Genomic DNA, 16,901 nt, shown 5'->3' with positions numbered 1-16,901 from the left:
ATAATTTATATCGAGTTTTTGCAAAATTTAAACTCGCTTTTGTTCACATTGTGAATGTCTTATTTGACCCTTAGGGTCTGTCGTTATCATTAAAAAAATATGGGGGAATTATGCCTTCCAAGCCATCTTCGCAGTTTGCGAATGTGAATCCAAACGTGTTTTTAAGCACGGTGATTATCATTGCGATTTTTATCGCAATTGTCATTATCGCACCCAGTTCATTTGAATTTCTCACCCAACAGTTAAAACAATGGATTACAGATTCCTTTAGCTGGTTTTATGTTTTATCTGTCGCTATTTTTCTGATTTTACTCATTTATATTGCCTGTTCTGCCAGTGGAAAAATCAAATTAGGACCCGATCATAGCCAACCTGATTATAGTAATGGTTCATGGTTTGCCATGTTATTTACCGCAGGAATGGGAATTGGTCTGATGTTCTTTGGTGTTGCTGAACCTGTGATGCATTATGTCAGCCCACCGAGTGGAGATTCTGAAAGTATTGCATCTGCGCAACAAGCCTTAAGGATTACCTTTTTCCATTGGGGCTTACATGCATGGGCAATTTACGCCATGGTTGGATTGGCCTTGGCCTATTTTGCTTATCGTCATAATCTGCCGTTAAAAACCCGTTCCGCCTTATATCCCATTATTGGTAAGAAAATTTATGGTCCTTGGGGGGATGGGATTGATACCTTTGCGACCATTGGTACGGTTTTCGGGGTTGCGACCTCTTTAGGTTTTGGTGTGACGCAAATCAATTCAGGTCTGCATTATCTATTTGGGGTTGAGCAAAGCAGCAATGTTCAGGTAATCCTGATTATTTTTGTCAGTGTTTTAGCATCTTTATCTGTTTTTTTAGGACTTGATAAAGGTGTAAAACGTCTCTCAGAACTGAATTTAATCTTGGCTTTAGTATTGCTCGCCTTTGTATTTATTGCGGGCCCAAGTATCTACTTGCTGCAAACGACGATTCAAAATACAGGATCGTATATTTCGAATTTATTTAGCATGACTTTCAACCTATATGCCTATCAACCTAATGGCTGGATTGGCGGTTGGACGATTCTTTATTGGGCATGGTGGATTTCATGGTCGCCGTTTGTGGGTATGTTTATTGCGCGCGTGTCACGAGGTCGAACCATCCGTGAGTTTATTGTGGGTGTGTTACTGATTCCAACAGGTTTTACCATCATCTGGATGGGGTTTTTAGGGAATGCAGCACTGTTTAGCATTATGCAAGAGCATAATGTTGCCTTAATTCAAGCAGTACAGCACGATTCATCAGTCGCTTTATTTGAGTTTTTAAATCATTTGCCATTTTCGGGTGTGATGAGTTTGCTGGCAACCGTATTGGTGATGCTCTTTTTCGTAACATCTGCGGATTCGGGTGCTTTGGTTACCGATTATCTCACAGCTAAGACTGAAAACTCTCCAACATGGCAAAGACTATTTTGGACCGTATTGATGGCAGCCTTGGCCATTATCCTGCTATTGGTTGGTGGTCTGTCTGCATTGCAATCCTCTATTATTATGAGTGCATTGCCATTTACATTGGTCATGTTATTTATGAGTTGGGGTTTGCTCAAAGCCTTAAAATTGGATGTCACCAAAATGAATGCCATTCAAGAGGCGCGTATTACGCCACGTGCCATCAATAATCCACGCAGTTGGCAACAGCGTTTAGGTTTAATCATGCATTATCCGCATACTGAAACTGAAGTTCAGCACTATATCGACACACAAGTTCGTATGGCTTTTGAAAGTATTCAGCGTGAATTCAAACGCCGTCACTTGGAAGTGGGGATTCGTGAAATCGAAAATGGTCTGCAACTGCATGTCGATCATCATCATGAAATTAACTTCACTTATAAAGTGATCTCACATTCTACTGTTCCACCAAGCTTCATGTTGGGACGAGCAGAGGAAGATGAGGCCAATTACTTCCAAGCAGAAGTCTTTTTAAGAGAGGGTGGACAAAACTATGATGTAATGGATTGGACGCAAGAAGATTTAATCCAAGACATTATTGATCAATATGAACGTCATCTATACTTCTTGAATATTGTGAGAGGGAGTACTTCTTAAGAGAAAGTACTTATTGCAATACTGAAAACAACGGTTTTGAGCGATCAAAGCCGTTGTTTTTATTTTGGATGGTGAAATTTCAAACATCAATCGAATAAGAGACAGATTTTTGCATGGAGTAAGGTGGTTAAAATAAAAGCCAAATATAAAAATAAAGCTGCATTATTGCTGATAATAAAAACAGATTTTTAATAAAATGTTTAAATTTCAGTTAGTTAGTTTGTTTAAATTCACTTTTAAGATAATTAATAAATTTTAAATTATATAAATCAGTAAATTAGGTAAGTTAAAGTTTAAAAAAAAAACAACCGATTCATTTAATTTTTAAAAGGTGTTGCGTTGGTAGTGAAATGCTGTAGAATGCACATCCATCGGCGGTGATGCAGATAAAAACTTGTTGAGAAACAAGGATTTGGCTAGAAGGGTTAGATTCTTGGATTGATTAGTGGGTTTAAAAATATCGAAATTACCTGTTGACTTTAGTTTAGATTAGAGTAACATAGCCGACCTAGCTTGATGATGACGAATCATCGAGAAGATCATTAAGAGAATAGAAGAACAACTTGTGTGGATTTTTACTGGTTGATCGATCGAAAATATTTCATTGATTGAAAGGTAGAAATTTCTCGAAGTTTATTTGAGCGAATTTTTAGTCAGAAAATTGATGAGCCAAGATTTGTAGCCATAAGCTACTAATGATTTTAAACTGAAGAGTTTGATCATGGCTCAGATTGAACGCTGGCGGCAGGCTTAACACATGCAAGTCGAGCGGGGTGAGGTGCTTCGGTACTGATCCTAGCGGCGGACGGGTGAGTAATGCTTAGGAATCTGCCATTTAGTGGGGGACAACATTCCGAAAGGAATGCTAATACCGCATACGTCCTACGGGAGAAAGCAGGGGATCTTCGGACCTTGCGCTAAATGATGAGCCTAAGTCGGATTAGCTAGTTGGTGGGGTAAAGGCCTACCAAGGCGACGATCTGTAGCGGGTCTGAGAGGATGATCCGCCACACTGGGACTGAGACACGGCCCAGACTCCTACGGGAGGCAGCAGTGGGGAATATTGGACAATGGGCGGAAGCCTGATCCAGCCATGCCGCGTGTGTGAAGAAGGCCTTTTGGTTGTAAAGCACTTTAAGCGAGGAGGAGGCTACCTAGATTAATACTCTGGGATAGTGGACGTTACTCGCAGAATAAGCACCGGCTAACTCTGTGCCAGCAGCCGCGGTAATACAGAGGGTGCGAGCGTTAATCGGATTTACTGGGCGTAAAGCGTGCGTAGGCGGCTGATTAAGTCGGATGTGAAATCCCTGAGCTTAACTTAGGAATTGCATTCGATACTGGTCAGCTAGAGTATGGGAGAGGATGGTAGAATTCCAGGTGTAGCGGTGAAATGCGTAGAGATCTGGAGGAATACCGATGGCGAAGGCAGCCATCTGGCCTAATACTGACGCTGAGGTACGAAAGCATGGGGAGCAAACAGGATTAGATACCCTGGTAGTCCATGCCGTAAACGATGTCTACTAGCCGTTGGGGCCTTTGAGGCTTTAGTGGCGCAGCTAACGCGATAAGTAGACCGCCTGGGGAGTACGGTCGCAAGACTAAAACTCAAATGAATTGACGGGGGCCCGCACAAGCGGTGGAGCATGTGGTTTAATTCGATGCAACGCGAAGAACCTTACCTGGCCTTGACATACTAGAAACTTTCCAGAGATGGATTGGTGCCTTCGGGAATCTAGATACAGGTGCTGCATGGCTGTCGTCAGCTCGTGTCGTGAGATGTTGGGTTAAGTCCCGCAACGAGCGCAACCCTTTTCCTTATTTGCCAGCGAGTAATGTCGGGAACTTTAAGGATACTGCCAGTGACAAACTGGAGGAAGGCGGGGACGACGTCAAGTCATCATGGCCCTTACGGCCAGGGCTACACACGTGCTACAATGGTCGGTACAAAGGGTTGCTACCTAGCGATAGGATGCTAATCTCAAAAAGCCGATCGTAGTCCGGATTGGAGTCTGCAACTCGACTCCATGAAGTCGGAATCGCTAGTAATCGCGGATCAGAATGCCGCGGTGAATACGTTCCCGGGCCTTGTACACACCGCCCGTCACACCATGGGAGTTTGTTGCACCAGAAGTAGGTAGTCTAACCGCAAGGAGGACGCTTACCACGGTGTGGCCGATGACTGGGGTGAAGTCGTAACAAGGTAGCCGTAGGGGAACCTGCGGCTGGATCACCTCCTTAACGAAAGATTGACGATCGGTAAGAATCCACAACAAGTTGTTCTTCGAAGATGTATCTGAGGGTCTGTAGCTCAGTTGGTTAGAGCACACGCTTGATAAGCGTGGGGTCACAAGTTCAAGTCTTGTCAGACCCACCAAATCTGAAAGATATATCGTTCATTAAGTGATAAGCTGGGGACTTAGCTTAGTTGGTAGAGCGCCTGCTTTGCACGCAGGAGGTCAGGAGTTCGACTCTCCTAGTCTCCACCATGAATTAAAAGAGTTTTTAAAACAAAATTAATTCAAAGCTAAGAAGATTATAGAGTTTAGTGAATACAGTCTAATTTGACTGGTTTATTAATCTCTGTGATTTATCACAGTTTACTGCAAGCTGACGAGGCTGTAGTTAATCATTAACAGATTAGAATTTGAGTCTGAAATAAATTGTTCAAACTCGATTAAATAGGAAGATAACAAGTAATTGTTAAATTAATATTTAATCTGAGAACTAGCAAAAACACTGAATCAAGCGTTTTGGTATATGAATTTAGATTGAAGCTGTATGGTGATTAAGTTCACAGACAACGAATAGTAGCAATTAAGTTTGCAACGCTAACACTGACTTGTATGTGTTAACGACTGTTTGGGGTTGTATAGTCAAGTAATTAAGTGCATGTGGTGGATGCCTTGGCAGTCAGAGGCGATGAAAGACGTAATAGCCTGCGATAAGCTCCGGGGAGGCGGCAAATATCCTTTGATCCGGAGATTTCTGAATGGGGGAACCCACCCGCTATAAGGCGGGTATCATAAGCTGAATACATAGGCTTATGAAGCGAACGAGGGGAAGTGAAACATCTCAGTACCCTTAGGAAAAGAAATCAATTGAGATTCCCTTAGTAGCGGCGAGCGAACGGGGAGTAGCCCATTAAGTTGTGTGTGTTCTAGTGGAACGCTCTGGGAAGTGCGAACGTAGAGGGTGATATTCCCGTACACGAAAGGGCACACACAATGATGACGAGTAGGGCGAGGCACGTGAAACCTTGTCTGAATATGGGGGGACCATCCTCCAAGGCTAAATACTCCTGACTGACCGATAGTGAACCAGTACCGTGAGGGAAAGGCGAAAAGAACCCCTGTGAGGGGAGTGAAATAGATCCTGAAACCGCATGCATACAAGCAGTGGGAGCCGACTTGTTCGGTGACTGCGTACCTTTTGTATAATGGGTCAGCGACTTATATTCAGTAGCGAGGTTAACCGTATAGGGGAGCCGTAGAGAAATCGAGTCTTAATAGGGCGTTTAGTTGCTGGGTATAGACCCGAAACCAGGCGATCTATCCATGAGCAGGTTGAAGGTTGGGTAACACTAACTGGAGGACCGAACCCACTGTCGTTGAAAAGCCAGGGGATGACTTGTGGATAGGGGTGAAAGGCTAATCAAGCCTGGTGATAGCTGGTTCTCCCCGAAAGCTATTTAGGTAGCGCCTCGGACGAATACCATTGGGGGTAGAGCACTGTTTCGGCTAGGGGGTCATCCCGACTTACCAAACCGATGCAAACTCCGAATACCAATGAGTACTATCCGGGAGACAGACTGCGGGTGCTAACGTCCGTAGTCAAGAGGAAAACAATCCAGACCGCCAGCTAAGGCCCCAAAATCATAGTTAAGTGGGAAACGATGTGGGAAGGCATAGACAGCTAGGAGGTTGGCTTAGAAGCAGCCACCCTTTAAAGAAAGCGTAATAGCTCACTAGTCGAGTCGGCCTGCGCGGAAGATGTAACGGGGCTAAAACTATGTGCCGAAGCTGCGGATTTGACAATAGTCAAGTGGTAGGGGAGCGTTCTGTAAGCCGATGAAGGTGTATTGAGAAGTATGCTGGAGGTATCAGAAGTGCGAATGCTGACGTGAGTAACGACAAAACGGGTGAAAAACCCGTTCGCTGAAAGACCAAGGGTTCCAGTCCAACGTTAATCGGGGCTGGGTGAGTCGACCCCTAAGGCGAGGCCGAGAGGCGTAGTCGATGGGAAATTGGTTAATATTCCAATACTTCTGTGTAATGCGATGAGAGGACGGAGAAGGTTAAGTCAGCCTGGCGTTGGTTGTCCAGGTGGAAGGTTGTAGGCATGTATCTTAGGCAAATCCGGGGTACTCTATGCTGAGAACTGATAGCAAGCTGTACTTGTACAGTGAAGTGGCTGATACCATGCTTCCAGGAAAAGTCTCTAAGCTTCAGTTACACAGGAATCGTACCCGAAACCGACACAGGTGGTCAGGTCGAGTAGACCAAAGCGCTTGAGAGAACTCTGCTGAAGGAACTAGGCAAAATGGTACCGTAACTTCGGGAGAAGGTACGCTGCTGACGGTGATGGGACTTGCTCCCTGAGCTATTGGCAGCCACAGAAACCAGGCCGCTGCAACTGTTTATTAAAAACATAGCACTCTGCAAACACGAAAGTGGACGTATAGGGTGTGATGCCTGCCCGGTGCTGGAAGGTTAATTGATGGGGTTAGCGTAAGCGAAGCTCTTGATCGAAGCCCCAGTAAACGGCGGCCGTAACTATAACGGTCCTAAGGTAGCGAAATTCCTTGTCGGGTAAGTTCCGACCTGCACGAATGGCATAATGATGGCGGCGCTGTCTCCAGCAGAGGCTCAGTGAAATCGAAATCGCTGTGAAGATGCAGTGTACCCGCGGCTAGACGGAAAGACCCCGTGAACCTTTACTGCAGCTTGACATTGAACTTTGACCTTACTTGTGTAGGATAGGTGGGAGGCTTTGAAGTTGGAACGCTAGTTCCAATGGAGCCGTCCTTGAAATACCACCCTGGTAATGTTGAGGTTCTAACTCTGCCCCGTAATCCGGGGCGAGGACCATGTCTGGTGGGTAGTTTGACTGGGGCGGTCTCCTCCTAAAGAGTAACGGAGGAGTACGAAGGTGCGCTCAGCGTGGTCGGAAATCACGCGTAGAGTATAAAGGCAAAAGCGCGCTTAACTGCGAGACCCACAAGTCGAGCAGGTACGAAAGTAGGTCTTAGTGATCCGGTGGTTCTGTATGGAAGGGCCATCGCTCAACGGATAAAAGGTACTCTGGGGATAACAGGCTGATACCGCCCAAGAGTTCATATCGACGGCGGTGTTTGGCACCTCGATGTCGGCTCATCTCATCCTGGGGCTGAAGCAGGTCCCAAGGGTATGGCTGTTCGCCATTTAAAGAGGTACGCGAGCTGGGTTTAGAACGTCGTGAGACAGTTCGGTCCCTATCTACCGTGGGCGCTGGAAATTTGAGAGGATCTGCTCCTAGTACGAGAGGACCAGAGTGGACGAACCTCTGGTGTACCGGTTGTGACGCCAGTCGCATCGCCGGGTAGCTATGTTCGGAAGGGATAACCGCTGAAAGCATCTAAGCGGGAAGCCTACCTCAAGATAAGATTTCCCTAGGAATTTATTCCTCTAAAGAGCCGTTCGAGACTAGGACGTTGATAGGTTGGGTGTGGAAGCACGGTGACGTGTGAAGCTGACCAATACTAATTGCTCGTGAGGCTTGACTATACAACACCCAAACAGTTGTTGTATTCAAGATAAATTCAATACATAACTTGATTTAGTGTGAAAACTAGTTAAAATGCTGAACACAAAGTTAGACTCAATATCTAATCCGTTAATAACTCATTTGGAAAAAGCCTTGGCATAGATAAGACCAAAGCAAGTATCCATAAACAGTTTGCTGGCGACAATAGCAAGAGTGAACCACCTGATCCCTTCCCGAACTCAGAAGTGAAACCTCTTAGCGCTGATGGTAGTGTGGCGTTTGCCATGTGAGAGTAAGTCATCGCCAGCTTTTAAATAATAAACACCCCCAACCTAACAGTTGGGGGTGTTTTTTATGTTACATTTATTTTAATTATATGATTGTTGTTGATTAAGAAGATGTTATGGATGGAATCTCATTAGAAAAAATTAAATCAAATTTTAAACAAGTAGAAAATATACTATCTAATTCTACCCGTGTACACATTGATCGAGCTGAATATAGGACTTTCGATGAAGGGATGTGTGATGCTGTCTATTTTATTTGTAAAAAATCACAAGGTTTAAATCCATTAGAAGCATTTATAACACTGGTTATTCATGAACTTCATTTTCATGAAGAATGGGATATTCTTGAAACAACTACAACAGATTTAAAAAATATTTTTGATATTTGGTTATTACCTATATTAGAGAAAGCTAATTTTAAAAAACTAACTGAACTGGAAGTACAAGAACAAACACAATGGATAGTGTATTCTATCCAAAAATTAATAAAGAAAAATCAGAATGCGAAAAATCTAAAATACTCTGATCGTTGGGGAATTTATCATAACGATGTGGAGGTTACTCCAGTTGAAAGTTTTACTTTACCTATTTCTTCAGATATAAAATTAGCATTAGGATTAACAGCAGATTGGAATGAGGTAGAGATATTTTATGAAACTTCCGATGAGTATGTGTTTTTCTCATGGTTTACGGGTGCATAACCGGCGAAGAAAACTATAAATATGGGAAAAACTTTTCATAAATCTTAACGTTTTCTACTTTCCTCCTTGGCTGACAAGCCTATAATGCTTAAGAAGCATTCCAAATCTAATAAGGAAATAACATGTCGACCGATCAACAATTTCCAACGCCTGCCAACCTTGGTATCGCAGTTTATGCAAACAATGCAGAAGCGATAGGCAATACACCTTTAGTTCGTATCAATCGTTTGATTAAATCAGATGCTACAGTATTGGCAAAAGTGGAAAGCCGTAATCCTGCATTTTCAGTAAAATGCCGTATTGGTGCAGCGTTGATTGCGGATGCGGAAAAACGTGGTGTACTTAAAACAGGTATGCATATTGTGGAACCGACTAGCGGTAATACAGGGATTGCTTTAGCATTTGTTGCAGCAGCAAAAGGTTATCCAATTACGTTAACCATGCCAGCAAGTATGAGCTTAGAGCGTAGAAAAGTACTGAAAGCTTTAGGCGCAAATCTTGTTCTGACCGAGCCAGCAAAAGGTATGAAAGGTGCAGTTGATGAGGCTGTCCGTTTAGCGACTGAAAATCCAGAGCTTTATTTCCTACCACAACAATTTGAGAATCCAGCCAATCCTCAAATTCATGTCGATACGACTGGTCCTGAAATCTGGCAGGCAACCAATGGTCAAGTGGACATTCTTGTGGCGGGTGTTGGTACTGGTGGAACAATTACAGGAATTTCACGTTATTTTGAGCAAGTCCAGAATAAACCTCTTTATTCAGTTGCGGTTGAACCAGCAGAATCTCCAATTATCACTCAAACTAAAAATGGTGAAAGCATCACACCTGCACCGCATAAAATTCAGGGGATTGGTGCGAATTTTATTCCTAAAAACCTAGACCTAGACTTGGTCGATGAAGTGTTGCCAGTGAATAGTGCGGATGCGATTGAGTGGGCAAGAAAATGTGCAACGCAAGAAGGAATTTTAGTGGGTATTTCAAGCGGTGCAGCATTGGCGGCGGCGGCACAAATTGCTGAACGCCCTGAAAATGCAGGCAAAACGATTGTAGTAATTTTACCTGATAGCGGTGAACGTTATTTGTCTTCGGTGTTATTTGAAGGTTTGTTTGACGAAGCGTAATTTCATTATTCAGCCAATAAAAACCATGCTTAAGAGCATGGTTTTTTATTTACTCTTTATTTTATAGGGCTTTTTTTAAGATTTTTTCATGACGTTTTACTGAACGAGCATACTTTTTACCTTTATGGCGTGTCCAAAAACTCCGTTCATAACCTGATGGCCCAACATTATAATACGCCACGGCTTTTGACCAACTGCCAGCTGATTTATAATAGGTCGATAGGATATATGCACCGCAATTAATATTAGTATTTTCATCATAAAGATTGCCAGGACAAGACTGGCGCCAATGAGTCGAAACTATTTGAGTTAAACCGATCGCACCTGTAGGGGAGCGTGCTGAACTATTATAATTTGATTCTTGGCGAATGAGTGCAGCGAGTAAAGTGGGTGATACGTCATAACGCTCTGCGTTTTGCACGATCATTGGGGATAAACGATTTGCTGTATTTGGAGAAACAGAATAGGCATTTTGTAGTCCTGATGACAATTGATTAGAGCGATTGGCAAATGATCCACTTAAACTACTACACGCAGCCATACTGATTGCAATCACGATCAAACTTATTTGAAGAATCAGCCTTTTTAATTTTTTTATAGATCGTTGTTGATCAGTGTGAATGGAGATGAGTTGCAAAATAATGAACCGTTAGCGTTAAGTTAAATGGATGGTATTAACAGCACATAGATGAGTCAATAACAGTTATTTTATGATATGTGAATATGATAATTGATTAATAAAAAAGCCCCGACATCCTGTCGAGGCTTTCTCATATTTGGTTTCTTGCCGTTAACTCCTGTCAACGACCACATCCTGTGTTTCTTGTTGTTCTGAATGAGACATCCTGTCTCTCTATGATTTATATATTAGACATTTAATGTATTGCTGTATATTCGTCAATCACCGCAAGCGGTGTACGTTTTTGCGTACAAAATTTTATTACATGGAGAGGTGACTTCTACTCGCTACTTTGTAGTGATGTGATATATCACGGTTTTGGGTTGTCATCTTTTCGCCATAAAGACTTCATTTTATTGCAGTAAAAACGTCATCAAAGCTTGTTTAAATTTATTCTAATTTTTACCAAACGTATAAAATTATGAACAAGACAACTTTAGTGATGCTTTTCTGCTGTACCGCTTTGGGTCTGACCGCTTGTAATGATGATAATCAAGAGCAAACTACATCGACAGACACCGTGACAGAACCAACACTTATTTCTTTTGCCAAACTTCCTGTGGCAACTTATGCGGTAGGTCCTGATTCTGGTAAAGCCGTGAGTGGTGCGAATGGCATCTATCCACCGTTTAAAGGACAGCCTGTACAAGGTTTCTCTGCTGCTTTAAAAAATGAAGATGGCAGCTATATGGCGATGGCGGATAATGGTTTTGGTACACAAGATAACTCGGCTGATTTCTTACTTCGGATTTATAAATTAAAACCTGACTTTAAAACCAAAGCGAAAGGTACAGGACAGGTCACTGTACAAAGCTTTATTCAGTTACGTGATCCTAATAAACGTATTTCTTTTGAGATCGTGAATGGAAATACCGCAGACCGCTTATTGACGGGAGCGGATTTTGATCCTGAATCGATGCAACGCGCGGCAGATGGAACGTATTGGATTGGGGATGAGTTTGGTCCGTATCTGTTACATTTCTCAGCAGAGGGAATATTGTTAGATGCACCTATTCCGCTCCCAAATCCATTGAATTCAACACAAGAATTGCGTTCACCACAAAACCAGTTCAATAAAGCCAAGATCAATTATGTTGAACCTTTAGTCCAACGAAGTGGTGGTTTTGAAGGTATGGCGATTTCACCTGATGGTAAATATTTATATCCATTGCTTGAAAAACCCTTGGTGAATGATTCGACGGGGAAATTGTTGATTTCTCAGTTCGATCTCCAGAAAAAAGCCTATACGGGACTGTACTATTGGTTTGTGCTTGATAGTAAAGCGACCAATATTGGAGATTTTCAACTTTTTAATGACAAAGAAGGCATCATCATTGAACGTGATGCAAGTCAAAATAATTTAGGCGGTTATAAGAAGTTGATTCGTGTGAAATTTAACGAACCGAAACAAGCGGTTGCACGTGAAGATCTCGTCGATTTAATCAAAATATCTAATCCTAATGCTCTTTTTGGTACAGTACGAGAAGGAGATATTGGTACAGGTTCTGTATTTGCTTTCCCATTTGAAACCATTGAAGATGTGATTATTGAAAATGGTACAACGTTGACTGTATTGAATGACAATAACTTCCCTGGATCATCAGGACGTAATTCGAAGCAAGCTGATGATAATGAAATCATTCAGATTCGTTTGCCGAAAGCGTTATTTTAAGTTGACGGTAAAAATAGCCGAAATGATCATTCCGCATTTTGGCTGAAAGCGTATACTGATCAGGCATAAGGAGTCCGAATGTCTGAGTCAGTGCTACGCCCAACCCATATTGAATATGGTTCGAAATCGTTTACTGCGATTTTATGGTCTTTGTTCTTTGCTGGTTTTGCATCCTTTTCATCGTTGTATTGTGTACAACCGATGATGCCAATTTTTGCAAAATTCTTTCAGGTCACGCCGACGCATAGTAGTTTTCCATTATCTTTTTCAACCGTTGCTTTGGCGATAGGACTGCTGTTTACAGGCTTTATTTCTGATCGCTTTGGGCGTAAATCAATTATGGTTTGTGCCTTATTCCTCGTTTCGATTTTATTGTTAATCAGTGCCTCATTTCCAGTTTGGGAAATTTTTCTTAGCACCCGTATTTTTATTGGTTTAGCCGTGAGTGGTGTGGCTGCTGTTGCAATGACTTATATCGGCGAAGAAATTGCGCAGAAAGATATCGGTTTTGCGATGGGATTGTATATCTCTGGCACAGCGATTGGCGGCATGGGTGGACGTTTAATTGCAGGGGTATTGGTTGACTTTATTTCATGGCAATCTGCAACCTATATCATTGGTTTTCTAAATTTTATTATTGCCTGTTTATTTTATTTATTGTTGCCCAAATCAGAGCATTTCAAACCATATCCGTTCCGATTTTCCCGTTTTAAAGCAGCGTTTGAGCAAAATTTAAAAGACTCGAAACTACGAATTTTATTTGCCCAAGGCTTTATTTTAATGGGCTGTCTAGTCACAGTTTTTAACTATATTAGTTATCACTTATTAGAAGCGCCATTTCATTTATCACAAACTTGGATTGGTTTGATTTCGATTGCTTATCTTGCTGGAATTTATAGTTCACCGAAAGCTGCGCAATGGGGGTATCAATATGGTCGAGCAAAAGTGCTGCCTTTTTTATTATTTAGCATGATGGTTGGCCTGTTCATTACGCTTATTCCTTCGCTTTGGGCAATTTTACTGGGATTGACGATTTTCACTTTTTCATTTTTTGCGGCACATTCAACTGCAAGTAGTTGGGTCTCAGTGCAAGCTGTGCAATATCGGGCAGTTGCTTCTTCGCTGTATTTATTTTGCTATTACATCGGCTCAAGTTTGCTTGGGAGTAGTGGTGGTTTGGTCTGGGAGCATTTTGGATGGATTGGAATTAATTTGAGTGTCGGAGTGGTCTTAGTGATTGGTTTTGCGCTCGCGATACACTTAATGAAAAAACGAAACTAAAACGACAAATAAAGTCGCATAAACTTGATAAAAGTCCTGAAAATTTAGTAATTTAAATAAGCACCTATTTGGGTGTAGAGATAATATTAAAATTGGGGGAGATAAGATGGAATTACATAGTCGAGTTTATTATAAACATCCTGACTCAACAATCATGGGACAATTAGAGGTCCTATTTACGACACATCATGGAGATGAAGAAAAGTTCATTCAGACAGCTTTACTCATTAATCCGCAAGCGGATGAGATTACTCAAGAGCTAGTTGATTTGATTGATTCGATTGAACATGATCTTGCGCCAGAAACATTACACTATATTGATGGGTTTGCTGTACTCGATTTTACCCATGGCTCAAATGGTGATGAAAACATTGAAAATATTTTATTATTTTTAAAAGGATTATTACCTGATATTCATGCTCAAGCTTGGGGCTGTGGTGATGATGATCCATGGGAGTTTTGGTTCAAATTTGATGGCGATGAGCTTATCCGTGAAGATGATGAACCATTGAATGATCCTGATGAAGATGAAGAAATTAAAGCTTCTATTTATACATGGTGGCATCAAGATTTACCTTCTGGAATTAAAGAAGGCTTCTTGAACGAAGAAGAGTAATTATCAACATCTTATGATGCTATTTCCTCCATAAGTTACAAATACTTTTGGGGAAATGCTTCTGTTTGTTTTTTAACCTATAAAAATGAATTGAATTCATGTTAAAATGATCGGCTTTCATCTTTGATGCTATCCCAGCATTTCAGCTAGCCGAGATTCGCAAGCCATGTCTACTGCCTATACCATGCAGACCGCGCCCAAAGCGTTGTTTGATTACGACAAATATTGGGCGTCGTGTTTTGAACCCGCACCATTTTTGCCGATGTCACGAGAAGAGATGGATCAACTCGGCTGGGATGCGTGTGACTTTATTTTGGTCTGTGGTGATGCCTATATTGACCATCCGTCTTTTGTTTCGGGTGTAATTGGGCGTGTACTTGAGGCACAAGGTTTCCGTGTCGGGATCATTGCACAGCCAGACTGGACCAATGCAGAGAGCTTTCGTGTTCTAGGCAAGCCAACCATTGCATGGGGTGTGACTGCAGGGAACATGGATTCAATGATCAACCGTTATACGGCAGATCGTAAAATTCGTTCCGATGATGCCTATTCGCCAAACAATGAAGCAAATAAGCGCCCAGACCGTGCAGCAACAGTTTACTGTCAGCGTTGCCGTGAAGCTTTTCCTGACGTTCCGGTCTTACTCGGTGGTATTGAAGGCAGCTTGCGCCGTATTGCACATTATGATTATTGGTCTGACAAAGTTCGCCGCTCTATTTTGATGGACTCAAAAGCTGATCTATTGATGTATGGTAATGGCGAGCGTGCGATTATCGATGTGATGCATCGTTTAGCCAAAGGTGAGAAAATCCACGAGATTACTGATGTTCGTGGTACAGCATTTATTATTAATAAGCATAATAAAGCATCTAAAGCGAAATTCGTTGAAATTGCCAGTAATGACGTGGATACCATTGGACGTGTTGATCCAATTATTAATCCTTATGTTATGACTGAAGATATTGATGGCTGTGAAGTTGAAAAAGAAAAAGGTAACTCATTAGCGCAGTATCAAAACTTCCAAAAAGAAATCGTTGCCAATCCAATCGTGCGTGAAGGCGACCAACTCGATCCAGATACACAGATTGTGCAGTTAAAGCCTGCACCATCAAAAGCGATTAAACATAAATTACCTCCACGTGAATTGGCCGTGATTCGTTTACCTTCTTTTGAAGCAGTGGCCGACGATCATGTGTTGTATGCCCATGCCAACCGTATCTTGCATCTTGAAACCAATCCGGGCAATGCACGTGCCTTGGTTCAGCGTCATGGTGAGCGGGACGTCTGGATCAACCCACCACCAATTCCTCTGACCACTGAGGAAATGGACTATGTGTTTGATTTACCCTATGCACGTTTACCGCATCCTTCTTATGGAAATGCACGTTTCCCAGCCTTTGATATGATCAAGTTCTCGGTCAATATCATGCGTGGTTGTTTTGGTGGATGTACCTTCTGTTCAATTACTGAACATGAGGGTCGTATTATTCAAAACCGTTCTGAAGATTCGATTTTGCGTGAAATCGAAAAAATTCGTGATACGGCACCTCAATTTACAGGCATTATTTCGGACTTAGGTGGCCCAACTGCAAACATGTATCGTTTGCACTGTAATGATCCTGAGATTGAAAAGAACTGTCGTAAGCCATCTTGTGTCTATCCAGGTGTTTGTCAAAACCTACACACCGATCATGCGCCTCTTGTTCAGCTTTATCGTAAAGCGCGTGAAATCAAAGGTGTGAAGAAAATTTTGATTGGTTCGGGTCTTCGTTATGACCTTGCGGTATTGAACCCTGAATATGTGAAAGAGCTGGTACAGCATCATGTCGGTGGCTATTTAAAAATTGCACCTGAACATACCGAACAAGGTCCATTGTCGAAGATGATGAAACCGGGAATTGGTACGTATGATCGTTTTAAACAAATGTTTGAGCGTTTCAGTAAGGAAGCAGGGAAGGAACAATATTTAATTCCTTACTTTATTGCGGCGCATCCAGGTACGACCGACTATGACATGATGAACTTGGCGATTTGGTTGAAAAAGAATGGTTTCCGTGCCGATCAGGTACAAACCTTCTACCCATCACCAATGGCCACTGCGACCACGATGTACTACACGGGCAAAAATCCATTGTCTAAAGTGGCACGTTATACTGAAAATGTTGATATCGTGAAAGGTGAAAAGCGCCGTCGTCTGCATAAAGCATTCTTGCGTTACCATGATCCAAATAACTGGCCTTTGTTACGTGAAGCATTGAAAGAGATGGGGCGTTCTGATTTAATTGGTAATTCGAAGCAGCATCTGATCCCAACCTATCAGCCACAAGGTACGGCTGAAGGTGAATATAAATCGGCACGTAAAAAGAACTCAACTGTTGCAGGTGATTCAGCGAAACGTGGTCAAGCGCAATCTCAGCCACAATCAGGTCAGAAACGTCCACAAAAAGGGCAGATTTTAACGCAACATACAGGTTTACCGCCACGTGAAACAGGTGACAAAAAACCATTCTCAGGAAAAGCAAAACCTAAAGTGAAACCAAAGCGTTAAATGGATAAATAGAAGGCATCAATCATGATGCCTTCTTTTTTATACATAAATGGTAGGGGAGTCACAATCTGGTTATAAAAGTACAATTTATCGAAACATATACTGACAATATCCGCTTGAATATTTGCCTACTGATGATTATAAATATAGATGCAGGATGC

Annotated in this window: 8 protein-coding genes, 2 tRNA genes and 3 rRNA genes; 12 read left to right on the top strand and 1 reads right to left on the bottom strand. The window is 42.2% G+C overall.

Annotation, left to right across the window (positions count from 1 at the left end; all coding sequences use genetic code 11):
• Positions 1 to 110 precede the first annotated feature (110 nt).
• The 8 genes from O1450_RS15205 to cysK all read left to right on the top strand — a co-directional run bounded on the left by O1450_RS15205 (position 111) and on the right by cysK (position 9,944).
• Entirely contained in the window at positions 111 to 2,087 is a 1,977-nt protein-coding gene (locus O1450_RS15205) for a BCCT family transporter (protein ID WP_269229086.1), read from the top strand.
• A gap of 703 nt (positions 2,088 to 2,790) precedes the next feature.
• A 16S ribosomal RNA gene (locus tag O1450_RS15200) occupies positions 2,791 to 4,328 on the top strand.
• A gap of 59 nt (positions 4,329 to 4,387) precedes the next feature.
• Positions 4,388 to 4,464 (top strand) — tRNA-Ile (locus O1450_RS15195).
• Between the two features lie 36 nt (positions 4,465 to 4,500).
• Positions 4,501 to 4,576 (top strand) — tRNA-Ala (locus O1450_RS15190).
• Positions 4,577 to 4,961: 385 nt separating this feature from the next.
• Positions 4,962 to 7,852 (top strand): 23S ribosomal RNA (locus O1450_RS15185).
• A 174-nt stretch (positions 7,853 to 8,026) separates the two neighbouring features.
• Positions 8,027 to 8,141, top strand: a 5S ribosomal RNA gene (gene rrf, locus O1450_RS15180).
• Together the 16S, 23S and 5S rRNA genes with 2 tRNA genes alongside form the textbook arrangement of a ribosomal RNA operon.
• Positions 8,142 to 8,235: 94 nt before the next feature.
• The gene (locus O1450_RS15175) at positions 8,236 to 8,820 is read left to right on the top strand and encodes a hypothetical protein (protein ID WP_269229085.1); all 585 of its coding nucleotides are present in this window, start codon (positions 8,236 to 8,238) and stop codon (positions 8,818 to 8,820) included.
• A gap of 122 nt (positions 8,821 to 8,942) precedes the next feature.
• Positions 8,943 to 9,944: a cysteine synthase A gene (gene cysK / locus O1450_RS15170; protein WP_269229084.1), complete on the top strand. Its 1,002-nt coding sequence runs from the start codon at positions 8,943 to 8,945 to the stop codon at positions 9,942 to 9,944.
• Positions 9,945 to 10,005: 61 nt separating this feature from the next.
• Here the strand turns inward: cysK and O1450_RS15165 are convergent, their stop codons facing one another.
• Complete coding sequence (locus tag O1450_RS15165) at positions 10,006 to 10,485, bottom strand: lytic transglycosylase domain-containing protein (RefSeq protein WP_269230484.1); 480 nt, start codon at positions 10,483 to 10,485, stop codon at positions 10,006 to 10,008.
• Positions 10,486 to 11,044: 559 nt separating this feature from the next.
• Between O1450_RS15165 and O1450_RS15160 the strand changes: the two genes are divergently transcribed.
• The 4 genes from O1450_RS15160 (at position 11,045) to O1450_RS15145 (ending at position 16,740) form a co-directional block, all read left to right on the top strand.
• Positions 11,045 to 12,295, top strand: coding sequence for an esterase-like activity of phytase family protein (locus O1450_RS15160; protein WP_269229083.1), 1,251 nt, complete (start codon positions 11,045 to 11,047; stop codon positions 12,293 to 12,295).
• A gap of 78 nt (positions 12,296 to 12,373) precedes the next feature.
• Positions 12,374 to 13,576: an MFS transporter gene (locus tag O1450_RS15155; RefSeq protein WP_269229082.1), complete on the top strand. Its 1,203-nt coding sequence runs from the start codon at positions 12,374 to 12,376 to the stop codon at positions 13,574 to 13,576.
• A 106-nt stretch (positions 13,577 to 13,682) separates the two neighbouring features.
• Positions 13,683 to 14,192, top strand: coding sequence for a hypothetical protein (locus O1450_RS15150; protein ID WP_087545085.1), 510 nt, complete (start codon positions 13,683 to 13,685; stop codon positions 14,190 to 14,192).
• 166 nt (positions 14,193 to 14,358) lie between these two features.
• On the top strand, positions 14,359 to 16,740 hold the full coding sequence (locus O1450_RS15145) for a YgiQ family radical SAM protein (protein ID WP_250753850.1): 2,382 nt from the start codon (positions 14,359 to 14,361) through the stop codon (positions 16,738 to 16,740).
• The last annotated feature ends 161 nt before the right edge of the window (positions 16,741 to 16,901 follow it).

Origin of the sequence: Acinetobacter sp. TR11 (assembly GCF_027105035.1) — a bacterium.
GTDB lineage: Bacteria > Pseudomonadota > Gammaproteobacteria > Pseudomonadales > Moraxellaceae > Acinetobacter.
Note: the sequence above shows the minus strand (reverse complement) of the source record. Positions and strands in the feature narration are given on the sequence as shown.